The organism is Bradyrhizobium sp. BR13661 (assembly GCF_029892425.1).
In the GTDB taxonomy this organism is placed as follows: domain Bacteria; phylum Pseudomonadota; class Alphaproteobacteria; order Rhizobiales; family Xanthobacteraceae; genus Bradyrhizobium.
Map to the genome: position 1 here is coordinate 74,085 of NZ_JARXWB010000019.1, position 23,435 is coordinate 97,519.

At 61.9% G+C, this 23,435-nt stretch carries 19 protein-coding genes; 12 read left to right on the forward strand and 7 right to left on the reverse strand.

What is annotated here, in order from left to right; all coding sequences use genetic code 11:
• The first annotated feature begins 6 nt into the window (after positions 1–6).
• The 5 genes from M2427_RS27445 (at position 7) to M2427_RS27465 (ending at position 5,011) form a co-directional block, all read left to right on the forward strand.
• Entirely contained in the window at positions 7–804 is a 798-nt protein-coding gene (locus tag M2427_RS27445; protein ID WP_280709999.1) for an enoyl-CoA hydratase/isomerase family protein, read from the forward strand.
• Positions 805–936: 132 nt separating this feature from the next.
• A complete protein-coding gene (locus tag M2427_RS27450; protein WP_280710000.1) occupies positions 937–1,923 on the forward strand; it encodes a tripartite tricarboxylate transporter substrate-binding protein in 987 nt (328 codons plus the stop codon).
• 30 nt (positions 1,924–1,953) lie between these two features.
• On the forward strand, positions 1,954–2,496 hold the full coding sequence (locus tag M2427_RS27455; RefSeq protein ID WP_280710001.1) for a tripartite tricarboxylate transporter TctB family protein: 543 nt from the start codon (positions 1,954–1,956) through the stop codon (positions 2,494–2,496).
• A 10-nt stretch (positions 2,497–2,506) separates the two neighbouring features.
• Positions 2,507–4,036, forward strand: coding sequence for a tripartite tricarboxylate transporter permease (locus tag M2427_RS27460; protein ID WP_280710002.1), 1,530 nt, complete (start codon positions 2,507–2,509; stop codon positions 4,034–4,036).
• A gap of 150 nt (positions 4,037–4,186) precedes the next feature.
• The gene (locus M2427_RS27465) at positions 4,187–5,011 is read left to right on the forward strand and encodes a porin family protein (RefSeq protein ID WP_280710003.1); all 825 of its coding nucleotides are present in this window, start codon (positions 4,187–4,189) and stop codon (positions 5,009–5,011) included.
• 78 nt (positions 5,012–5,089) lie between these two features.
• On the opposite strand, the gene M2427_RS27470 is transcribed toward M2427_RS27465, so the two are convergent.
• On the reverse strand, positions 5,090–6,283 hold the full coding sequence (locus tag M2427_RS27470) for a CoA transferase (RefSeq protein ID WP_280710004.1): 1,194 nt from the start codon (positions 6,281–6,283) through the stop codon (positions 5,090–5,092).
• A 94-nt stretch (positions 6,284–6,377) separates the two neighbouring features.
• Positions 6,378–9,974: an autotransporter domain-containing protein gene (locus M2427_RS27475; RefSeq protein WP_280710005.1), complete on the reverse strand. Its 3,597-nt coding sequence runs from the start codon at positions 9,972–9,974 to the stop codon at positions 6,378–6,380.
• 300 nt (positions 9,975–10,274) lie between these two features.
• Between M2427_RS27475 and M2427_RS27480 the strand changes: the two genes are divergently transcribed.
• From M2427_RS27480 to M2427_RS27490, 3 genes are all read left to right on the forward strand, one after another.
• The gene (locus M2427_RS27480; protein WP_280710006.1) at positions 10,275–10,886 is read left to right on the forward strand and encodes a hypothetical protein; all 612 of its coding nucleotides are present in this window, start codon (positions 10,275–10,277) and stop codon (positions 10,884–10,886) included.
• 332 nt (positions 10,887–11,218) lie between these two features.
• Positions 11,219–13,687, forward strand: coding sequence for an NF038122 family metalloprotease (locus M2427_RS27485; RefSeq protein ID WP_280710007.1), 2,469 nt, complete (start codon positions 11,219–11,221; stop codon positions 13,685–13,687).
• Positions 13,688–13,814: 127 nt separating this feature from the next.
• On the forward strand, positions 13,815–15,338 hold the full coding sequence (locus tag M2427_RS27490) for a hypothetical protein (RefSeq protein WP_280710008.1): 1,524 nt from the start codon (positions 13,815–13,817) through the stop codon (positions 15,336–15,338).
• Between the two features lie 37 nt (positions 15,339–15,375).
• On the opposite strand, the gene M2427_RS27495 is transcribed toward M2427_RS27490, so the two are convergent.
• Both M2427_RS27495 and M2427_RS27500 read right to left on the reverse strand, forming a co-directional pair.
• Positions 15,376–16,593 (reverse strand): glycosyltransferase, encoded by a 1,218-nt coding sequence (locus M2427_RS27495; protein WP_280710009.1) that lies wholly within the window; start codon positions 16,591–16,593, stop codon positions 15,376–15,378.
• Positions 16,594–16,958: 365 nt separating this feature from the next.
• Positions 16,959–18,137, reverse strand: coding sequence for a glycosyltransferase (locus tag M2427_RS27500; protein WP_280710010.1), 1,179 nt, complete (start codon positions 18,135–18,137; stop codon positions 16,959–16,961).
• A 394-nt stretch (positions 18,138–18,531) separates the two neighbouring features.
• Here M2427_RS27500 and M2427_RS27505 point away from each other — a divergent pair, with 394 nt between their 5' ends.
• Complete coding sequence (locus M2427_RS27505) at positions 18,532–18,957, forward strand: hypothetical protein (protein WP_280710011.1); 426 nt, start codon at positions 18,532–18,534, stop codon at positions 18,955–18,957.
• Between the two features lie 37 nt (positions 18,958–18,994).
• On the opposite strand, the gene M2427_RS27510 is transcribed toward M2427_RS27505, so the two are convergent.
• The gene (locus M2427_RS27510) at positions 18,995–20,326 is read right to left on the reverse strand and encodes a hypothetical protein (RefSeq protein ID WP_280710012.1); all 1,332 of its coding nucleotides are present in this window, start codon (positions 20,324–20,326) and stop codon (positions 18,995–18,997) included.
• A 119-nt stretch (positions 20,327–20,445) separates the two neighbouring features.
• The gene (locus tag M2427_RS27515) at positions 20,446–20,850 is read right to left on the reverse strand and encodes a hypothetical protein (RefSeq protein WP_280710013.1); all 405 of its coding nucleotides are present in this window, start codon (positions 20,848–20,850) and stop codon (positions 20,446–20,448) included.
• Positions 20,851–21,251: 401 nt separating this feature from the next.
• Here M2427_RS27515 and M2427_RS27520 point away from each other — a divergent pair, with 401 nt between their 5' ends.
• Both M2427_RS27520 and M2427_RS27525 read left to right on the forward strand, forming a co-directional pair.
• Positions 21,252–21,446: a hypothetical protein gene (locus tag M2427_RS27520; RefSeq protein WP_280710014.1), complete on the forward strand. Its 195-nt coding sequence runs from the start codon at positions 21,252–21,254 to the stop codon at positions 21,444–21,446.
• Positions 21,446–21,859 carry a hypothetical protein gene (locus M2427_RS27525; RefSeq protein ID WP_280710015.1) on the forward strand — a complete coding sequence of 138 codons (414 nt, stop codon included), beginning with the start codon at positions 21,446–21,448 and terminating at the stop codon, positions 21,857–21,859. Before M2427_RS27520 ends, M2427_RS27525 begins: the two co-directional genes overlap by 1 nt.
• 36 nt (positions 21,860–21,895) lie before the next feature.
• Here the strand turns inward: M2427_RS27525 and M2427_RS27530 are convergent, their stop codons facing one another.
• On the reverse strand, positions 21,896–22,147 hold the full coding sequence (locus tag M2427_RS27530) for a hypothetical protein (protein ID WP_280710016.1): 252 nt from the start codon (positions 22,145–22,147) through the stop codon (positions 21,896–21,898).
• Between the two features lie 288 nt (positions 22,148–22,435).
• Between M2427_RS27530 and M2427_RS27535 the strand changes: the two genes are divergently transcribed.
• Entirely contained in the window at positions 22,436–23,434 is a 999-nt protein-coding gene (locus tag M2427_RS27535) for an NAD-dependent 4,6-dehydratase LegB (RefSeq protein ID WP_280710017.1), read from the forward strand.
• The last annotated feature ends 1 nt before the right edge of the window (position 23,435 follow it).

The window sequence follows — 23,435 nt, forward strand, 5'->3', positions numbered from 1 at the left end:
AGCGCGATGAACGCACCGACGACTGCTAACGAAGACCTGCTCTACTCCGTCACGGACGGCATCGCGCGGATCACCTTCAACCGCCCGCAGGCGCGCAACGCCATGACCTTCGCCATGTATGACCGCATGGCGGAGATCTGCCAGGAGATCAACGCCGATCGTTCGATCAAGGCGCTGATCCTCACCGGCGCCGGCGACAAGGCGTTTGCGTCCGGCACCGACATCTCGCAATTCCGCGCGTTCAAGACCGCGCAGGATGCGCTCGATTACGAGGCGCGGATCGACCGGGTGCTCGGCACGCTCGAGCAGTGCCGGGTGCCGGTGATCGCGGCGATCGCGGGTGCCTGCACCGGCGGCGGCGCCGGCATCGCGGCCTGCTGCGATCTTCGTATCGGCACCGAGACGACGCGCATGGGTTTCCCGATCGCACGCACGCTCGGCAATTGCCTGTCGATGTCGAACATCAGCCGCGTCGTCTCCCTGGTCGGGCCTGCCCGCACCAAGGATCTGATCTTCAGGGCGCGCCTCGTCGAGGCACAGGAAGCGCTGTCGCTCGGCCTGCTCACCGAAATCGTTCCTGATGTCGAGACGCTGCAGCGCCGCGCCGACGAGACCGCAAAGCTCGTTGCGAGCCATGCGCCGCTGACGCTGGAGACGACCAAGGAGGCGGTGCGTCGCATCCGCCCCACGCTGTCGCGCGAACAGGGCGAGGATCTGATCCTCAAGGCCTATATGAGCGAAGATTTCCGCGAGGGCATGGACGCCTTCCTCAACAAGCGCACGCCGAACTGGAAGGGAAAGTAGCCGCTGCTTGGTCAGCCGAAAGTCATAGGCGGCGGCATGTCCGCCTGCTTGAACTCGCGCTCTTTAGTCCGCACAATGCATCGTTGGATTTCCCGGCATCAAAAAGCCAATAAGAACCAGGGGACGAAATTCGTGCGAATTCCGGTGAAAGCCGTCGGAGCTGCGACGGCCTTGTTGTTGAGCGCGCCGGCCTTTGCCGGCTGGGAGCCCGCCAAGCCGGTCGAGATCGTGGTGGCGGCGGGCGCGGGCGGCGCCTCCGACCAGATGGCGCGGATGATGCAGGCCGCGATCCAGAAGAACAATCTGATGAAGCAGCCCGTGGTGGTGTCGCTCAAGGGCGGTGCGTCGGGCGCGGAAGCGCTGATGTACATGAAGTCGAGCGAGGGCGATCCGAACAAGGTGCTGATCGCCTACTCGCTGATCTACATGCTGCCGCTGTCGGCCAAGATCCCGTTCAACTGGCGCGAACTGACCCCGGTCTCGGTGATCGCGCTCGACCAGTTCGTGCTGTGGGACAACAGCGCCGGCCCCAAGTCGGTGAAGGAATTCGTCGACGCGGCGAAGGCGGCATCCGCGCCGTTCAAGATGGGCGGCACCGGCTCCAAGCGCGAGGATCACGTGCTGACGGTCTTCCTCGAGCAGAAGACCGGCGCAAAATTCTCCTATCTGCCCTACAAGTCCGGCGGCGAGGCCGCGACCCAGCTGGTCGGCAACCACACCGAATCCAACGTCAACAATCCATCCGAAAATCTCGAAGTCTGGCGTGCCGGCCAGGTGCGTCCGCTCTGCGTGTTCGACAAGGAGCGCATCTCCTACACCAGCAAGGTGACGGACACCCAGTCCTGGGCCGACATCCCGACCTGCAAGGAGGAGGGCGTCGACGTCCAGTACCTGATGCTGCGCGCGATGTTCCTGCCCGGCAAGGTCACGCCCGAGCAGCAGGCGTTCTACGTCGAGCTGTTCCACAAGGTGACGCAGACCTCCGAATACAAGGACTACATGGAAAAGCAGGCGTTGAAGCCGATCTTCCTCACCGGCAAGGACATGGTGCAGTTCCTCGAAGAGGACGACGCCCAGAACAAGGCGCTGATGACGGAAGCCGGATTCGTCGCAAAGTAGCCGCTTTTCTCCCTCCGTCCCTCACAGAGCATGTCCCAAACCGATCTTGAAATCGTCGTCGACGATCCCACCGCGCCTGAAGACAACTCTCCCGCTGTCACCAGTTCTGGCACGGTCGAAATCATCGCCTGCTTGCTGTTGCTCGCGCTCGCGGCAATCCTGGGCTTTGACAATTGGCGCACCGGTGCGTCCTGGGATTCGACCGGGCCCGAGCCCGGCTATTTCCCGTTCTATCTGTCCATCGTGCTCGGCGGCGCCAGCCTCTACGGCTTGATCGCAGCGCTTCTCGCGCGCCGCACGGTAACCGAAACTTTCGTTACGCGCGCGCAAGCGCGCCGCGTGATGGCGGTGTTCGTGCCGACGCTGCTGTTTTGCCTGGTGACGCAGTTTCTCGGCCTCTACGTCGCAAGCTTCCTGCTGATCGCGGGCTTCATGCGCCTGATCGGCAAGATCGCGCTGTGGAAATCGTTGCTCACCGCCTTCCTGTTCACGGCGATCATGTTCGTCACCTTCGATATCGCCTTCGACGTCATCATGCCGAAGGGACCGCTCGAAGCGGCCCTCGGCTACTAGGCGGCCCGCGATGGAAGCCTTCGGTCTCCTGCTTCACGGCTTCGCCGTCCTGCTGACGTGGAAGACGCTCGTGCTGATGATGGTCGGGCTTGTGCTCGGCATCTTTGTCGGCGTCCTTCCTGGCCTCGGCGGCCCCAACGGCGTGGCGATCCTGCTGCCGCTCACCTTCACGATGGATCCGACGTCGGCGATCGTGATGCTGTCGTGTATTTACTGGGGCGCGCTGTTTGGCGGTGCGATCACCTCGATCCTGTTCAACATCCCCGGTGAGGCCTGGTCGGTCGCGACCACCTTCGATGGCTATCCGATGGCGCAGCAGGGCAGGGCGGCGGAGGCGCTGACGGCTGCGTTCACGTCGTCCTTCATCGGCTCGCTCGTTGCGGTGCTGCTGATTACATTTCTCGCGCCGATGATCTCGTCCTTTGCGCTGAAGTTCGGCCCGCCCGAGTTCTTCGCGGTGTATCTCCTGACGTTCTGTTCCTTCGTCGGCCTCGGGCGCGAGGCCAAGCACAAGACCGTCATCTCGATGTCGCTGGGGCTCCTGCTCGCCGGCATCGGCATGGACACTGTGTCGGGCCAGCTGCGCATGACTTTCGGCTCGTCCGAGCTCCTGCGCGGCATCAATTTCCTCGTCGCCGTGATCGGCCTGTTCGGCATCAGCGAGATCCTGCTGACGATGGAGGAGCGGCTGGCGCTGCGCGGTCACGCGGCGAGCATCTCGCTGCGCGTGGTGCTGGGCGTGTGGAAGGACCTGCCGAAATACTGGGTGACGCTGTTGCGCTCGTCCTTCATCGGCTGTTGGCTCGGCATCACGCCGGGCGGTGCGATTGCGGCGTCCTTCATGGGCTACAATCTGGCAAAGCGTTTTGCTGGGGATCCCGAGACCTTCGGCAAGGGCCGCATCGAGGGCGTGTTCGCGCCGGAAACGGCGGCGCACGCCTCCGGCACGTCGGCACTGCTGCCGATGCTGGCGCTCGGCATTCCCGGCTCCGGCACCGCCGCGATCCTGCTTGGCGGGTTGATGGTGTGGGGTCTCAATCCGGGCCCGCTGCTGTTCGTCGAGCACAAGGATTTCGTCTGGGGCCTGATCGCCTCGATGTATCTCGGCAATGTCGTCGGCCTCGTGCTGGTGCTGACGACGGTGCCGATCTTCGCCTCGATCCTGCGCGTGCCGTTCGCCGCGGTCGCACCGATGATCGTGGTATCCTGCGCGATCGGCGCCTATGCGATCCAGAACGCGATGTTCGACATCTGGCTGATGCTCGGCTTCGGTGTCGTCGGTTACGTCTTCAAGAAGATCGGCATTCCGCTCGCGCCGTTCACGCTCGCGCTCGTGCTCGGCAATCGCGCCGAGGACGCCTTCCGCCTCTCGATGATCGGCTCAGGCGGTGACCTCAAGGTGTTCTGGTCGAACGGCCTGGTCGGCTCGATCACGACGCTGGCGATCGTGCTGCTGTTCTGGCCGGCGATCGACGGGCTGCTCTCCCGCGTCGGGTTGATAAGGCGGACTGGGGAACATCGCGCTAGGCCTGCGGGATAATATCGTTTGATATCAATAGCCTGACGAATCGGTGGTGTTTTGGTCCGGACACCACTTCAGCTCGATTGTTTCCAGATGTTGCAGGAGCGGCACAGCTCTTGGGCACGTCTCGGGGTATACTTTCCCTATAACATTCGCGGAGGGGATTTCATGAAGCGGGTTGTCATTGGAATGGCAGCGGCGATGTCGCTGTTCGCATCGGGCGCACTGGCAGCCGACTTGGCGGCGAAGCCCTACGTCAAAGCACCGGCCGTTGCTGCTGTGGTGGATAGCTGGACCGGGTTCTATATCGGCGGCAATCTCGGCTACAGCTGGGGGCGCGCGCGTAACACCGAAACCATTTCGAACTTTGCAACAGGTGCGGCTCTGGCGACCGGCACCGGCAGCAACAATGTCAATGGCGTGATCGGCGGCGGCCAGATCGGCTACAATTGGCAAGTGCAGAACTGGTTGTTCGGTCTTGAAACCGACATTCAGGGCAGTGGCGAGAAGGGCTCGATCAACTTTGTCTGCGTCGCCTGCGCCAACGACGGAACGAACATCACCTCGACCGTCACCCAGAAGCTGTCATGGTTCGGCACCGCGCGCGGTCGCGCGGGTGTCCTGGTAACCCCGAGCGTCCTGCTTTACGGAACCGGCGGTCTCGCCTACGGCCAGTTGAAGACCGGTGGAAGCATCACCGGCACGAACATTGGCGGCGTTCCGGTTACCGTGGCGTTCCCGGGGACGTCGTCGACGCGGGTGGGCTGGACGGCTGGTGTTGGCGTCGAGGGAAAGATCGCGCCGAACTGGACCGCGAAACTCGAATACCTCTATATGGATCTTGGCTCGGTCAGCGCCGGCCCGATTGCGACAACCATTCTGGTTCCGGTTCGGACCGCCGGTGGCGTGTCCTATTCGTCACGCTTCACCGACAACATCCTGCGCGCCGGCATCAACTACCAGTTCGGTGGCCCCGTGGTCGCGAAGTACTGAAATCGACAGAGGTGTCCTACGAGAAGCAAAGCCCGGCTCGCGCCGGGCTTTTTTCATCAGCGCCTGCGCGCGAGATGCTCACACCACCTTGGCGTCTCTGAGCTTTGCGATCTCGTCGGCGGCGAAGCCGAACTCCTTCAGCACCTCGTCGGTCTGCTCGCCGAAATCCGGCGGGCGCGCGACCATCTTGCTTGGCGTGCGCGACAGCGTCACGGGCTGGCCGACCAAGCGGATGTGGCGGCCCTCGTCATTGGGCACGTCCTGCGCGATGCCGAGATGCCTGACCTGGGCGTCCTCGAACATCTGGTCGATGGCGTAGATCGGCCCGCAGGGCACGCCGGCCTCGTTGAGCTCGCGCACCCAGGTCTCGGTCGACTTCGTCAACGTGCGCTTCTCGATCTCGGCGTTGAGCGCGTCGCGGTTCTTTGAGCGGGCGGGCGCGGTCGCATAATCGGGATGGCTGTAGAGCTCGGGCGCCCCGATGGCCTGCGCGCAGCGCTCCCAGATCCGTCCGCCTGTCGTGGCGATGTTGATGTAGCCGTCGGAGGTCTTGAACACGCCGGTCGGGATGCTGGTCGGATGGTTGTTGCCGGCCTGTTTTGCCACCTCTTTCTCCATCAGCCAGCGAGCGGCCTGGAAGTCGAGCATGAAGATCTGGGCCTGCAGCAGCGACGTCTGCACCCACTGGCCCTTGCCCGACACCTCGCGCTCGAGCAGCGCGGTGAGGATGCCCATGGCGCAGAACAGGCCCGCGGTGAGGTCGGCGACGGGAATGCCGACCCGCATCGGGCCTTCGCCCGGCGCGCCCGTGATCGACATCAACCCGCCCATGCCCTGCGCGATCTGATCGAACCCGGGCCGCTTGTGATAGGGGCCGTCCTGACCGAAGCCGGAGATGCTGCCATAGACGATGCGCGGGTTGATCGCGGCGAGGCTCTCATAGTCGATGCCGAGCTTCTTCTTCACGTCGGGGCGGAAATTCTCGACCACGACGTCGGCCTTGGCGGCGAGGCGCTTGAACACGGCCAGCCCGCGCTCGTCCTTCAGGTTCAGAGTCATGGCCCGCTTGTTGCGGTGCAAATTCTGGAAGTCGGAGCCGCGGCGCGGCCCACCCGGCTGCTCGCCGCCGGCATCCTCGGTCAGCGCGTCGATCTTGATCACCGTGGCGCCCCAGTCCGCGAGCTGCCGCACGCAGGTCGGCCCGGACCGGACGCGGGTCAGATCGAGCACGGTAAAGCGCGACAGGGCTTCCGAGGCATGCGGAAAGGGCATCTTTGATGGCTCCGGGAACAGATTGCGGGCCCTACCATAGTGCCGAAAGATCATGCGGCAAGCGTCGACCGGCGCAGCAGCCATGCGCGGCACCTCACCAGCTGTATTTGAACACGCCCTTGCCGGAATAGCTGGTGAGGTTACCGGAAAACTCGCCGTCGAAGGTGCCGGCGATCGAGAAGCCGTTCAGCCATTTCACCTCGGCGCTGGCGCTGACAAGCGCGGAATCCGCGTCGACCCTGGCGCCGTTCACGACGAAGCTGGTGCCGGGCAGGGTCTGGAACAGCGCGGTGACGGCGCGGCTCGGGTTGTAGTCATGCGCCCAGGCGGCGCGGCCGCGTAAGGTCAGCACGCCGTTCTGCATTGCGTAGGATTTGTCGGTACGCAGGCCGAGCTCGGAGCGGGTGTCGGTCAGCGACTGCGCGGCATAGTTCAGCGCGAACAGGCCACCGCTGATGAGGCTGACTTCGGAATAGTTCGGCAGGTTGAAGTTCGTCAGCTGAGCGGCCGCATAGGGCGTGATGCCGATCAATGGCGTCGTGAAGCGATAGCCGCCCTCGAAGCGGGCTGAGAAGGTGTCGGCCTTGAAGCGGCCCTGCAGCTGGTCGAAGCCGCCGGGCGCCACCGTGCGGTTGGTGGTGACATCGTGCCAGCCATAGGCAAGCGCCGCGGCGACGTAGGCCGGGCCGAAATTGTGCCGGCCATAGACGCCGGCCTGGAACATGTCTGCGGAGCCTGTTCCCATCGCATTGGCAAGCGCGTAGTTCAGCCCGCCGCCGCCGAGCGAAAAGCCGACCAGCGTATCCATTGAAAGTCTGTAGTCGGCGCCGGCAGCGCCGCCCCAGACCCGCGCCGTCAGATCCTGTGAGCCGACGACGGCGTTGCCGCCGACCTGCGCCGAGCCGCCATAGCCGGCCGTCCAGACGCTCCAGCGATTGATCGGCTGCGACAGCTGCGGCGCCTTGGTCGCCATCGCAAAGGCCTCGCGCTCGCGCGCGGTGGCTGGGCGCATCGAGGCATAGGCGTCGTCATCATCGGCGAATTGCGCGATGCTGCCCGCCTTTGTGAACCCGCTCGAGCGGCCCGCGATGGTCGGATCCAGCATCAGGTTCAGGAACTGGCCGTCGGCGTTGATCGCGGACTGGATGATGCCGGTGCCGAGCTCGCCCGAAGCGGCGGTCAGCCCTGAAGGCGTCAGCGCGGCGAAGGCCGCGGGAATGCCGCCGGTGGTGTTGAAGAAATTGGTCAGGGTGTTGGCGACATTCTGCTGGTTGATATTGAGGCCACCGCCGCTGCCGGGCGTGAAGTTGATGCCGATGTTGAGGAAGACGTTGTTGGCGTCGTAGCTCAGCGTCGCCTTGATCGACGACATGTTGGAAACGACCGCCGGATTGAAGGTCGTGCCGCCGAGGCCGCCGGTCGTGGACAGGATCTTGTACTGCTTCTTCACGGTGCCGGAGCCGAACAGCGCGCTCACCGTCGCGCCGCCGAGCGTGGCTGCGCCGGTGACGCTGGCGAGGCTCGCAGCGTTCGAGGAGACCTGCACCATATAGGTCGAGGCCGCGGTGAAGCTCAGGGGGCCGTTGATCGCGAGCGTGCCGACCGCGCCCGGGTTGCCCGGCGCGAGCGTGCCGCCGTTCACAGTGACGCTGCCGACAGCGCCGGAACCTGCGAGCGTGCCGCCGGCATTGACGGTGGAGGCGCTGGTGATCGAGCCGTTCACCACGAGCGTGCCGCCGTTCACGGTGGTCGCGCCGCCGTAGTTGCTGGCGCCGCTCAGGGTTTCGGTGCCGCCGGCCATGGTGAGGCCACCGCCGCCGTCGATGGTTCCAGCGAAAGTGCCGTTGCCGTTGGTGATGGTGAGCGTGTTGGCGCCGAGATGGACGAATGCCGCGGGGGCGCTGCCGGCCAGCGACTTGATCGACGTGCCGGCGGCCAGCGCCGAGATGTCGAAGACGCCGTTGGCGACGACATTGCGCGAGGTCGCGATGCTACCATCGCTGCCGCCATTGGCGAGATCCAGCTCACCGCCGGTCGCGATGGTCGTGGTTCCGGTATAGGTGTTGACGCCGTAGAGCTGTTGCGTGGCGCCGTTGGCGATGACGAGGTTGCCGCCCACGCCACCGGCAATACCGCCATCCTGGATCACGCCGCCGTACAAGCTGCCGCTTGTGATCGTGAGTGTCTTGGATCCCAGCGAAACGAAGCTGCCGCCGGTAGCGGAGACCAGAGCCCTCACTGACGCGCCGGAGGTCGTTTGCGAAATGTCGAACGTGCCGCCTGCACCGGGCGTGAACGTGACGCTGGCCGAGCTCGCAATCGATCCGCCGCCCTTGAGCGCCAGCGTTGCGCCGGCATCGATCGCCGTTGCGTTGGAGTAGGTGTTCACGCCCGAGAGCGTCTGCGTTCCGCTGAACACGTCGATCCCGCCGGTGCCCTGGATCACGCCGGCGAACTCGGTCGAGCCGTTGGTCATGAGCAGGCTCTTGCTGCCCAGGTTGACGACGCCACTCGAATTGCCGGCGAGTGTCGTAATGGCGGCGAAAGATAACGGAGCTACCCCAGAGATGTCGAACGTCGCGTTCACCGTCACGACGCTGGAGGACGAGATGCTGCCGAGGCCCGACAGCGCCAGCGTTTCCGTCGAGATCGTCGTCGCGCCCGAATAGGTGTTGCCACCCGTCAGCGTCAGCGTGCCGATGCCGACCTTGGTCAGGCCGCCGCCGACGCCGGAGATCACGCCGTCGACCTGGGTCGAGGTGTTGAGGCTGCCGGTGGTCAGCGTGTTCCCGCCAAGCACGTAATTGCCGCCACCGGCAATCGACCCGGCCGTCGTGCCGCCATTGGTTAGGCCGGAAAAGTCGACCGTGCCGCCGGCGGCGGTGATGAAGCGCGCGCTGCCGCCGCTGCTCGTTCCGGTGAAGTTCGTGGTGCCGCCACTGTTGGTGGTGATGGTGGAACTGCCGGCGGTGGCGGAGTTGGCGAAGTTCAGCGTGCCGCTGTTGGAGATCGTCGCGGTGCCGGCGGTGGACGAGGTGTTGAAGGTCACGAAGCCGGTCGCGTTGTTCGTGATGTTCGAGCCACCCGCCGAGCTGGCGTCGTTGAAATTGACCACCGCGGTGTTGACGATCGTCGCGGTGCCGGCCGTGCTGTTGTTGTTGAACTCGATATCGCCGCTGCTGGTGATGTTCGCCGTGCCGGCGGTCGCGCTGTTGTTGAAGCTCATCGAGCCGCCGACGACGCTGTACGTCACGACATGGCTGCCGCCGCTCGCGCTGCTCGAATTGATGAACACCATGGGCGCGCCGACGTTGAACGTCTGTGTGTTGGTCGAATTGTTGAAGATGCCGGCGCCGTTGACCAGGAAGATGTCGCCGGTGGTGATGGTATAGGCCGGCGCGTTGGGCGTGCCGGTGAAGATCACCTGGCCGATATTGACGAGGCCGCTGGCGGTGACGTTGGTCGGGCCTGTGGTCGAGAACGTCGCGATGCCGTCCGGCACCACGCCCGACGGGTTCCAGTTCGTGCCGACCGTCCATTCGCCGGACGAGGCCCCGGTCCAGGTGCCGTCGGCGGCGTGTGCGCCGACGACGCCGAGGGCCGTGGTGGCGAGCAGGGTCGCGAGCGAGTGCCTGGCGACAGAGCGCAGCCGGTCGTCCATCCTTCCACGCGCGACCATCGGTCCAGCCATCGGCCCTTCACACATCGCCAAAGCAAATCATCGAGCGGGCGGGGCATGCCCTTCCGTCATGATCTCATGCCAATGCAACGGGTGTCAGTGAACAGCGGTCAATCTGCGCGGAGTTCATGCCCGTTTGCTTTGCAATTTCAGCGATCGTTGCCGTCGGGCAACATCTTTACGCGTTGCAACATCGGAGCGGGAATCTTGCGAGCAGATCAGGCCGGGAGCGGGTTGAAGGCAAGGCCCATCGGGTTTAGTTTTCGGGCGCGCCTGCTGCGCGCTGGCGCGGCCGGCCGCGAAGGAACCTGGATGTCCGTCTGGCTGAAACCGAGCCGAATGGCCGTGCTTTGCGCGGCGTTTGGCGTCGCCCAGACCATGGCGGCGACCTCGTCGCGCGTCGATATCCTGCCCGACGATCCGGCTGGCAGTCCGGCCGCGAGCGCCGATACCGGCACGGTGAAGCCGGTTGCCCGGCCCGCGCCGGTCGCAGGCAGGCCGGCGCCCCACGGCAATCCGCTGTGGTCGGTGCCCCTGACGGCGCTGACCGCGACCCTGGAACGTCCGATCTTCTCGCCCACGCGCCGACCGCCGCCGCGCGCGGTCGCCGCCGTCCCGGTCGTCGAGCTTCGCGCCCCGCCGCCGCCAAAACCGGTCGAGCCGCCGCCGCTGGTTCTGGTTGGGGCAGTCATTGGCGAGGGGGATGCCATCGCGATCCTCGTCAACCGCTCCGACCAGAAGGTCCTTCGCATGCGACCAGGCGAAACCCTCGGCGGCTGGTCGCTGACCTCGGTGCAGCCCCGCGAAGTGACGTTCAAGCAGGGCAATCGCAGCGAGGTGCTGGCGCTGCAGCGACCGGGCGGGACCAGTGCACCGGCGGGATTGCCTGCCCCTGAGCCCCTGCCGACGGCGGCGGCAAACTAACGATGCCGACCACGGCCAGCACGACGTCGTTCGCGCCCTTCGTGCCGCGCTCGACGCCGAAGAACGGCGAATCGGACGGGCTCTGAGTGGACTATCGGGTCGTGGGAGAGAGGAACTCGGACGCCGATCTGTGTTCGTACCGACCGCTTGGCCCCACGAAACGGAAAATTAACATCATAGCGTCGAACATTTGTGCCAATACGGAGGTAGGTGGCGCAGATGTGCAGATTCGCCGCGCGCTCCGCTTTTCCTCAGAGCCGAACTGTACTTAATCTTACGATTCTGGCGTCGAGAGATAGACCTTGAGATCAAAATCTACCCCGGACACAGACTTGGTCTCCGACGATCCTTTTTATTCGGTCGTCGGCGATAGCATTCAGGGAAGTTACATCCCAGCGGGTTCGGCAGGCTCGTCATCGGGAGGGACAACGACCGGCTCGGTCTTGTCGGTAACCGCGGGCGGCATCATCATCAATCTCGTTCTGGACGCCGCAGCGCAAGCTGCACCCGCGAGCTTCAAAAGCGGCTTGCAGCAGGCGGTCGCGATCCTGGCAGCCAACATTACCGACAAAATCACCGTTAATATCAATATCGATTACAGTGGCACTGGGGGCGGTGCCGCGGCCGGGCCCGACAACGGTCTCTACGAGAATTATTCGTGGGTTCACTCTGAGTTGGTGAACAACGCCAGCTCAGGCGACACGACGTTCAACAGCCTTCCGAGCGGGACAGCGATCCAGGGGCAGTCGAACGTCGCTGTCTGGAATGCGCAGCTGAAGCTTTGGGGTATCATTGGTGCCAACGACACCACGACCGACGACGCCAGCGCGAAATTCTCAACTGACATCAATCCAAATCTATTGGTCGGTGTCGCGCTTCACGAACTGACCCATGCGATCGGCCGCGTGCCGTATGGGGCAGCGCCGGATGTCTTCGATTTCTATCGTTTCACGAGTCCAGGCGTGCAGCTGTTTTCCGGTGCGCAGACCGCGCCGGCCGCCTATTTCTCGCTGGACGGGGGTAACACCAAGCTGGCGGATTACGGCCAGTCTTCCGATCCGAGCGACTTCCTAAACAGCGGTGTGCAGGGGCCCAATGATCCCTTCAATGAATACTATACCGGCAGCACTATTCAGAGCCTAACGGCAATCGACCTGAGGCAACTCGATGCTTTGGGATTTCATACGCAGCCCGTTCTGCCTGATTTGACCGCCTCGTTCGACAGCGTCAGCAGCACGACGATTGCGGCGGGCGGGAGCACTAACGTTGACTTCTGGGTGGTGAATTTTGGCAAGGCCGCCGCTGCCGCGTCGATCTCGGGCCTCTATCTGTCGACCGACGCGACGATCACGACTGGAGATACGCTGCTGACGACGGTGGCCTCGCCAGGGCTGTCGGCGAACGGGGCGACGGGCTATTACGATCACCAGACTGTCTCGCTGGCGCTTCCCGCCAATCTGGCACCCGGCACTTACTACATCGGCGGAATCGCGGACTACAATAATGCAGTTCCGGAGAGCAACCAGGTCAACCACAATCACAATGTTACGCAGATCACAGTGACAGGGCCGGCTCTACCTGATTTGACTGCGTCGTTCGACAGTGTCAGCAGCACGACGATTGCGGCGGGCGGGAGCACGAACGTTGACTTCTGGGTGGTGAATTTTGGCAAGGCTGCCGCTGCCGCGTCGGTCTCGGGCCTCTATCTGTCGACCGACGCGACGATCGATACTGGAGATACGCTGCTAACGACGGTGGCCTCGCCAGGGCTGTCGGCCAACGGGGCGACGGGCTATTACGATCACCAGACTGTCTCGCTGGCGCTTCCCGCCAATCTGGCACCGGGCACTTACTACATCGGCGGAATCGCGGACTACAATAATGCAGTTCCGGAGAGCAACCAGGTCAACCACAATCACAGTGTTACGCAGATCACAGTGACAGGGCCGGCTCTGCCTGATTTGACCGCGTCGTTCGACAGCGTGAGCAGCACCACGATTGCGGCGGGCGGAAGCACCAACGTTGACTTCTGGGTGGTGAATTTTGGCAAGGCCGCCGCCGCCGCGTCGATCTCGGGCCTCTATCTGTCGACCGACGCGACGATCACGACTGGAGATACGCTGCTGACGACGGTGGCCTCGCCAGGGCTGTCGGCGAACGGGGCGACGGGCTATTACGATCACCAGACTGTCTCGCTGGCGCTTCCCGCCAATCTGGCACCCGGCACTTACTACATCGGCGGAATCGCGGACTACAACAATGCAGTTCCGGAGAGCAACCAGGTCAACCACAATCACAATGTTACGCAGATCACAGTGACAGGGCCGGCTCTGCCTGATTTGACCGCCTCGTTCGACAGCGTCAGCAGCACGACGATTGCGGCGGGCGGAAGCACTAACGTTGACTTCTGGGTGGTGAATTTTGGCGAGGCCGCCGCTGCCGCGTCGGTCTCGGGCCTCTATCTGTCGACCGACGCGACGATCGATACTGGAGATACGCTGCTAACGACGGTGGCCTCGCCAGGGCTGTCGGCGAACGGGGCGACGGGCTATTACGATCACCAGACTGTCTCGCTGGCGCTTCCCGCCAATCTGGCGCCCGGAACTTATTACATCGGCGGAATCGCGGACTACAATAATGCAGTTCCGGAGAGCAATCAGGTCAACCACAATCACAATGTTACGCAGATTACTGTTGTTGCCGCATCGCACCAGGCGCCGGACACGACTAGCGGCGGTTTAGACCACCCCGATTCCGGATTTCATTTTGTCGACCCGACAGGACACTTCATTATAGTCTGACCTCTTTGGGGGCCTATGTTGGGTTGGTGGTCTGCAGGCGTGGTTGTTACCCCTATCCATCTGTAATGACCAACTGGTGGTTAAGCTATGTCTTTGATCTATCGTTGATATGCAGCTTGAGAGCCGCATGAACGTCCCCGGCCGCCTTCGCCGTCTCATTCATGGCTGGTCTGCGAACGGGGTCCAGATGCTGCTTGGCCTGACCCAGCAGCTCGTTTTGATTCCGGCGTTTTTGCATTTCTGGACCAGTGATCTCCTTGCGGCATGGCTCGCACTGTATGCAGCCGGAAGCCTCGTCGTCGTCGCCGATGCCGGCCTGCAGCTTCGCGCCATCAACCGCTTTCTCGCGTTCAAGGCTTGCGTCGATTGCGACGGACGCACGGCAACTTTCTACGCACGCATGATGCGGCTCTATCTGGGGATCGTCGTGGGACTCGGCGTCTTGCTGGTTGCGGGCACCGAGCTGTTTCCGCCGGCTGCAGTCCTCGGGTTTCACAAGACCGAGAGCTTCAATGTCGCGCTGATCGTCATCACTGTTGGCACGCTGCTCGCTCTGCCGGCCAATCTCGTCTCTGGGCTCTATCGCGCGCGCGGCAAGTACAGTCGCGCCGTGTGGTCGCAGAACGTCGCGCTGCTGGTTGGACAGATCGGACAGCTCATCGCGGTTGCATGGCTCGGCAGCCTCCTTGCGGTCGCGATTACCTTCGTCGCGATGCAGATCCTGTTCGCGTTGTTCCTGACCGTCTATGACGCGCCGCGCCAGCTGCCATTCCTGAAGCGGGGACGCGCGGTCGCCTCGCGGTCCTGGCGATGGAAAGCCGGGCAATTGCGTCTTGCGCTGCCATTCGCCGTGGCCAATCTAACGGAGATCGCGCTCGCCAATGCGCCGATGCTGCTGGTCAGCGCGATGGTTGCCGATCGCGTGGCGGTCGCGCAATGGGGCTTGATCCGCGTTATCTCGGGCTTTCTGCGGGGCGTCTGCATCCAAATGACATTGCCGATCGGCGCTGAACTCGGCCACGATTTTGCGATCGGCGACGTGGTGCGGTTGCGCGGCCTCTACGCCTATGGATCTCTGTTCATCACCGCGATGGCCAGCCTGATCGTTGGCGGGCTGCTGCCGTTCTGGTCGGACTTCTTCGCATTGTGGACGCATGACAGCATTCCGAACGATGCGGCGCTCACCTTCACGCTGCTGATAGGTTCAGCGGTCGTCGCGCCTTCCCTGATGGCTCTTGGCTTGGCCAATCACAGCAACCGGGGTTATCTCTTGGTGCGGACAAAGGGAGTGCAGCTGGGCGTTTTCCTGGTTTTGTCGGCGGTGCTGATTCCCTGGCTCGGTCCGCTCGGTGCCGCAATCGCGATCGTCGCGAGCGATCTGCTGACCCAGTTCGGAATCCTGACGCTCGTGATCGTGCGCCAGACGCTGAGTCATCCGGTCCGCCACGTGCTGGTCCTAATCGCGACCATGGCCACGATCGTGCTCGGTGGATGGGGCCTCGGCGTAGCGATCCGGGATATTGTGCCGGGGGCGGGGCTGCTGCGTTTCATTGCGGAGTGTGCGATCTGGCTTGTCGTCGTTTCTGTCGCGGCCAGTCCGCTTCTGATGGAACGGGTGCGTGCGCGGGTGCTGGCGGCGGTGCCGAACTAGCGCATCCGGCCATTGGTCATTCCTGCTCCCGTAAAAGTCAGTAGATCTGGGGATAACGGCGGTATCGCAGCCGGCTCAGGTGCCGGGCGAGCTGGCGATGACCCTCGTCGATCCGCTCGGCGAAATAAGCGAGCCGCTCCTTGCCGGCTGCGGCGAGTCGGCTGCGCTCTTCCGCCGAGCCGACCTTGACGATGGCTGCGGCGAGCGATGCGGGATCGTCGTAGTCGAACAGGACGGCGGCATCGCCGGCCTGCCCCTTCAAGGCTTCCGGATAGATGACAGGCGTTCCGACCGCCCAGGCTTCTAAGGGGGGGAGGTTGGTGGGGCCGAAATAGGTAGCCATCACCAAGGCATTTGCAGCTCGATAGAGGGCGGCAAGCTCGGCGGAGGGGACGAAGCCAAGGATACGGACGGAATCTTCAAGCTTGTGATGGGTGACGAGTGCCTCGAAAGTGGATCGTGCACCAGGATCGGAGCCGCACAGCACCAGCGTATGGCTTTGCCCTTGATCTCTCAGCAGGCGCATCGCGAGCAGGATGGTCGCATGGTTCTTATGCGACCAAAATTGTGCAGGGTAAAACAGATAGCCGGGCTCCAAGCCGTATCCGCTTAAAATCGCAGAATCCTGTTCCCGTGTTGCCTCGTCCGCGTTCGCTCGGGTTACGTAAGGGGATGGCGAAAGAGGAATGCAAACGGCGCGGCCCCGCGTCATCGCATAACGGAAACATAATTTATCGATGAGCTCGTCGGCGTTCGTGATGACAAGGGCGGCTTTAGAGCAAGCGCTGCGCCAAACGATTTCCCGTCGCTCGAACTGGGCGAATTCGCGTACCTCATCGAATTCCGGGCTATCACGGTGGCAACCATCGAAGATCGTGATGATGAACGGCAGCTTGTAAAGCACCAGATTCCAGTTGGAGGTGGTGGTGAAGTAGACGATGTCGACCCCGGCGTTCCTCAGCTTTCTCTCGAATGGCGCGCAGGCGCGCATGGTGTATTGCAGGAGATCGAACGGTCCGAGATATTTGAGGAACAAGAACAGGCGATCGAGCCAGTTGAGTTTCAGATACACGGCGGTGATGCCGAGGTCGGCAAGGATCGCCACGTTGTCGCGCAACGTCGTGAATACGGTCACCTCCAGGTCGGTGGTGCCGGCCCAGTCGCGCATCCAGATGATGTCGGTGAGCGACTGCTGGAAGCCGCCGCCCACGTCGAGCGGCAGCTCTAGGAATACACCAATGTGATACCGTTTCATCTTTCAGCGCCCACTCGTGTTTGCAACTTCGGCAGCAAGGCGTCGTGGCTGGTCAATCGAAACCTGCTGGAGTTTTGACGTCGTGCCGACTTTGAATGGACACCCGTAGTACTTTTGGCGTGATTGGTAGGCAAGCAACCTCACGGCGAGCATGGCGTCGTCTTCGATCAACGCTAGCCTAGTTGCCAGACTGACGCTGCGGCGAACGATTGCTTCTGCAGTTGCTCACCGAATCTGAAGTGCCCGAGTGTTCTCTCCGGACCCTCAAACAAAAAAGGCGCCGTTAAAGTGACATGGCGTCTCTTATGCGCAGTCACTTTGGCTATTTTGATCCATACCGTCAAGGACGAAGGGGCTCGCGGCTTTCAGCTCACAAAGCGAAGAATGTCCTCGATTCGCTTCCTGAATGTGTGGGTCGCAAGTGTCCGCGCCTGTCCTGCGGCAGCAATTGCGGAGCGCTCGTCTTCGTTCTCAAGGTAGCGATCGATCAGCGTGAGACAGTCATCGACCGTGTGCCAAGCCGCGACCTCGCTGCCTACATCGAACAGCGTGTGGAGATTGTCCTTGAAATCCGTCAGCAGGAACGTGCCGACGCCGGTCGCCTCGAACAGCCGCGCGTTGCCGGCCTCACGGCCAGCCTGGTCGATGTGCGAATTGAGCGTCAGGCGCGAGGCCCGGAGCGCCTGGTACATCTCCACGCCCCAGACCTCGCCCTGGTAGCAGCGATGCAGCGGCGAGGAGGCGGGCAGGGTGTGCAGGCCACTGCCATAGAGCTTCAGGTCGTATTTCCGCGCCACCGCTTCGAGCTGTGCGACCCGCTGCTGGTGATCCGCCGACACCGCGCCGACGAAGGAGATGTCGACGTTGCGTTCGGGCGCGGGCGGAAGACGGTCGAGGATTTCAGGTTCGAAGGCCAGATGAACCACCTCGGACCTGACGCCGACGCCGCGGAAGGACTCAACGATCCGCAGAAGCTGCGAGATCATCAGGTCGTAGGCCGACCAATCCGCGCCGCGCGAGGGGAGGATGCCGACCTGCCCGATAAGTTTCGGCCGCCCGATGCCCTTGATCTGCCGCGCCAGGCGCGCGTCGATGTAAAAGACGTCCTGGTTCAGGACGAGGTCCGGCTTGAATTCCTCGATCTGTGCCAGCAGGATCTTCTCCGCCTGCGCATCCAGTCGCGGGCTCAAGCCTACCTTGCGTGCCAGCGGCCTCAGGATCGGCTTGAATGGCGCGATCATGCGCTGAAGCGAGCCGGGCATCGTTCGCCCTTGAGCCTGCTTGCCGGGCTCCGGTGGCTGTTCGCAGGGGAGCCCGTGTTCGCGCGCCCATGCCGCCCGCATCCAGGAATTGTTGACGTGAATGTCGGCGGCGACGTGGCCCGCAGCGGTGAAGTTGCGTGAGTAGAAATCGGCAACGCCAAACAGGCTGGCATTGCGCGCCGCCATCTGCGTCGCGTAGGTCGCGCCGGCAAGATCGGGCGTGCGGCGGTACAGCCAGGTCAGGAAGCGCGGATAGTCGGCGTTGAGGATGAGGACACGCATCTGGCTTGGTTTCGGCTCTTTCGCATTGATTGAGTCTATGCCAAGAGCCGGGGTCTGATCAACGGCGACGTCGGCGATCCGCAGCAGCGGTTGTCTTCGGCAGTCTGCGCTTGTATATCAGTAATACAAGATCTGCGTGCGGGGTGCGCGGTCTCTGCTTTAGGGGTGTACAACAGGCTGCGTGCCGGGAAAGGCCCGAGTTGTCAAACGAAATTGATCCCCTCCTCGAGCAGGAAGCTCGGCGCATCGCTAACGAGATGGGAAATCCGAAGGTCACTGAAATCGAATGTGACATCTATTTCGGTCGTCGCCCCGGTGCTCTGTCGCCTGATACGTCCAGCAAGATATTGTATGCATATTCGGTGGCTCGACTGGTTGCGCGGAAACTACTCTGATGCGTGTTTTTGCCTTATCGGTCGCTATTTTGGTTATCTATCTGCCGCTGGCATTTTTTCTGAACGAACGGCCGGGAGCAGACGCGAATATCTTGCGCGGGCCGTTCATTCGGTATGAGAACACATACGCTTTCAGAGTCTATCCTGTGGTTCCCGGTTCGACGCCGGACGACAAGGACCACGTCGAACAGTCGACCTTGCAGCTATGCGAGAATGGAAAGCCGCTGGGGCCAGCGCACAGCGTGCACGGGGATGTGACGGCGATCGGGCGAGGTCACTATTCGTACTGGCGATCTTACGAGACGGTGTTGCTCTTCTCGACCAGCGACAACAGCGATCCAAACACAAACGGGCGTACATACAGTGTGGCCGATCCGGGCGCACTGGATCCATATCGCGCGCAACGGCGACGCAAGAGCCAATAGAGCGGCTTAGGCTTTCTCCGGTGGAGGCATCAGGTGGTCACCCGTGTGATCTGGGAAGGTTTGCCCGAGCCTGCATTTGGTGAAGGTCGCCGGTCTGAAACATTTCACGCGGTGTCAAATACAGCAGCAGGAATAGAAGACCTCCGCCGTGCGAAAGCATGACGGTCGTAAGTGGGACGTTCAGGAACGCTTGGGTAAGGACGCCGCTCGAGATCAGGATGACCCGATCAGGCAATCCCGCCGAAAGGCGATTGCCGACTGCTATGACGAGACCGCAAGCTAACGCTGAGAATGGTGCGAAAAACGTGCCTACGGAAGCTACGCCTTCTGTCGCAAACAGCGAGGCATTGAAGTAACCGCCAATACCGAAAAAGTTGTAGATCACCACGCTCAGCGGTTCGGTATATGGACAGGGCACGAACGCTTTAAGGAACTGCACCTGACAGAAGTGGGTGGGTTCGTGGGTCGAGAAAAAAAGATTGTAGTAGTCCATCGCCAGCGAGGGAATCGCAACCATCCTGAAGTTCACTAATGCAAAGAGGGCATTCGCGCTGTAGGGCAGTATGCCTTGGCGGACGGGCAAGAAAATCAGTAGCCCGAACAGGATCGGAACGAAAATGGACAACACAATAGTGGCCCTGGCGTCGACAAACCTCGAAACGACGGTCAGGCCGATGAGCCAGATCGGAGCAAATAGCGATGCTTTTGAAAGTGTGATCGGATAGATGAGCAGTATGAGGAATATAACCAGGCTTGCTCGCCACAGATTCTTGCGTAGCGCGAAGCAGGCGAATGCGAACGGAAGCAATGTGCTCGATGTAATGGTGAGGAGGTAGCTCAGCGGCTTCGGGAATTCCAAGTCGCCGCGAAACTCGTAAATTCGCCCGACGCTGACCAACCTGAAATTGTACCAAGCGCCAACCATGATGACCGCAATTGATGCGACAACGATCAATGTTAGACATTGGTTGGCAGTGCGCGCGGATAGCCGGATCGCTCGATGGACGGGTTCATTGATGAGCAAGGCGGGCAGCAGAAATGACAGAGCGGAAACCGCTGCGGAGAGGCCTGTCGGCGTATGATTATAGGGGAGGTCCGAGAACGAGTTTAGCCACAGGTAACCCAAGATCATGATGTAGAGATAGAAGCCGATGGCATATCCCAAACTAAACCGGGCAAGGCCGAACAGGTAGGACGTGCAGGCAAAGGCGATTGTAACCGACGTGGCAAGCCACAACGACCCAGAGTAATAACTGATGTGAAATTCGGGATATAGGAGCGCGACGCAAACGAGGGACAAGCAGCACGCCGCGCTGCAAGCGTACGCAAGGATGGCGATCTGCTTTGTGTCGAGCTTTTGGAGAGACATTTTTCCGTTCAGTCGGTGCCCAAGCGCTCTGGCTAACGCAATTTATCTGTGCCTTCAATCTATTTTGAACGGACGTTTCGCCGTGCGTCTTGTGCAAGAGCCGGCATTTTACTGGCGTCCTAATTGATGTAGTAGTATCCGACGTCTTGATCGGTCAGGAAATCACATGCTCGGCGCTGAGAGCTACTCCAATTAGGTTCGGCGTCGCGATACCTGTAGATCTCTCCAAGCGAGACCAGCCTGAAGTTGTAATATGCCCCGACGGTGGCGGCGGTCCCGATCAGAATGATGCAGCCCAACAGACGCTCGAAAGTCTGTGGGGATAATGTCAGCAATCGCGGCATGGTTGGTTGGTAGAGTGCCGGCAACAGGAATGCCACGGCGGAGGCCGCCGCCGAGAGGCCGCTCAGGCGATGGTTGTACTCGAGCTCGGTGAAGTTGTTCAGCCAGAGATAGCCGGCGATCATGACAAAAAGGTAGTAGCCGGCAAAATAGCCGAAGCTGAACTGGGCGCGAACGAACAAGACGGCGAACGCTGCGACCGTGGCAATCGCCGCGGGTAGCCTCTCGTTGTCGAAGATAATGTGGTAGACGGGGGTAGATCCGCGCGACGCAGATCAGCGAGATGCTGCCTAGGGCCAGATGGCACAGGATGAGCAGCGCCACGCCGCGATCGCTACGACGCCAGCGGATCACGCCTTCGGTCTGATATTCTTCAGTATCGACGGGAAGCCCCATTGAGCGGTACAAATATCTTATTCAAGCCGGAGGTACAACGTCGTGGAGAGCTTGGTTGTCAGTTATCGAGCGTCGGGCCCCGGCGAGGGCATATGGAGCTTCCCCATTGAACCTGCATGTTGGGCGTCTAATATGAAATTCGTCCAAAAAAGGAGGCTGCCCGGTCAAACTGGGCAATGGCATAGGAATGGCCGAGCAGATTGATCCCCGTATTGAACCGGAGACTAGGCGCATCGCATCCGAAATGGGAATGCCGGTGGTGACTGATGCCCAGTGGGACGTCTTCTTTGGTCGCCGTATCGGGGTGCTGTCGCGTCAGGCGTCGAGCAAGATGATTGCCGCTTATGCTGCGGCGCAGGCGATCGCGCGAAAGGATGACTGATGCGCGTCTTGCTCGCCGTTTTTGCCCTGCTGGCAATTTATGTTCCTGCTGCTCTCGTTCTAAACATGCTCTCGCATCCGGAAGGAACGATTCTGTCCGGACCCTTTGTTCGGTACGCAAACTCGAACGCCTTCATTAGTCATCCCGTGCTTCCTGGCGCAATTGCGGACGACGAGGATCATCGGGAGCAATCGACCTTGGCTCTGTACGAGGACGAGAAGCTACTCGGGCCGGCGCATAGCGCAAACGTTGATGTGCAGATTGGTGGCCGAGGACACTATTCGTTTTGGCGTCACGGCTCGAACTTGCTCCTCTTCTCGACCAGCGACAATAGCGACCCCAATACGAACGGTCGAACATACCGAGTCTCTGATCCGAAGGCGCGCGATCCGTATCAGGCGCAACGTCGATAGTGGTTCTCCTAATTTTGAAGCGCCGGCGCACGTCGTTCAAGAAGCTGGATCTTTGGGATCGAGTTTGAATATGTCTCGTGGCATCAAATACCAAAGTAGAAAAGTAAAAGCCGCACCTTGAGAAAGCAGCGTCGTCGTGAATGGAATATTCAGGAAGGCCTGGGCGATAACGCCACCGGAAAGAAGGATGAAGCGGTCGGGCAATCCGGTCGATACTATCCGACCGCGCTGCCGCTGCTTCAGGCCGATGCGCGATTCGGTCACACGGCGCCGGGACCAGGCCAGCATCCTGTCGCTGCCGATTTGTGCCGAAATCACGCCGGCGCAGCAGGAGAGCGTGATCCGGCTCGTGCGCGAATTCGTATAGCCACGGCGGCGTGCTGTTGCGCGCGGGATTTATTGATTTTTCTCAAGGGCTTGTGCGCCAGGCGCGTTGTATTTCGGGCAAGGGTTCCCGAGCCCATTGCGGGCCCGCAGTGCATTCAAAACTAGCCTCCAGCGGCGGGAATGTTTAGAAGCGGCCGTGTCAGGCCGGAAGGCCGGTCGGGTGGCCCCGGCCAGAGGGGAACAGGAACTTTGCGAAAGGTACTTTTGACGGGTGCGGGTGGGTTCATAGGATCGCACCTCGCGGAAGAGCTGGTCCGACGCAATGTCGCGGTGCGCACGTTCGTGCACTACAACAGCGCGGGTTCCTACGGCTGGCTCGATTCCTCGTCGCCCGAGATCCGCAAGGAGTTCGACGTCTTCGCCGGCAATGTTTGCGACCCCAACGGCGTGCGCACGGCGATGAAAGGATGCGATGCGGTGCTGCATCTCGCCGCGCTGATTGCGATTCCCTATTCGTATCACTCGCCCGACACCTACGTGGAAGCCAACATCCGCGGAACCCTCAACGTTCTGCAGGCAGCGCGCGATCTCGGCGTCGAAAAGGTGATCCATACGTCGACCAGCGAGGTCTACGGTACCGCTCAATTCGTTCCGATCACCGAGGAGCATCCGCTGCAGGGCCAATCGCCTTACTCCGCGACCAAGATCGGCGCCGACCAGCTTGCATTGTCATTCGAGCGTTCATTCGGCACACCCGTGACCGTGGTGCGGCCCTTCAACACGTATGGCCCGCGGCAATCGGCCCGCGCGGTGATCCCGACCATCATCACCCAGATCGCGGCAGGCGCGCGCAAGATCAAGCTCGGCAGCATCCATCCGACCCGCGACTTCAACTTCGTCGCCGACACCGTCGGTGGCTTCCTGGCGGCACTCGATTCCAGGGCCGGCATTGGCGAGGTCATCAATATCGGCAGCGGCTTCGAGATCTCGATTGGCGACACCGCGAACCTGATCGCCGAGCTGATGGGCGTCGAGATCGAGATCGAGCATGACGACGTTCGCGTGCGCCCCGGGCGCAGCGAGGTCGAGCGGCTATGGGCCTCCAACGCCAAGGCGCAGAATCTGCTGGGCTGGTCGCCGCGTTTCGGCGGCGTCGACGGCCTTCGCAAGGGTCTTGAACAGACCATCGCCTGGTTCACCAAGCAGGACAATCTCGCCCGCTATCGCGTCAATACCTATACGTTGTGAG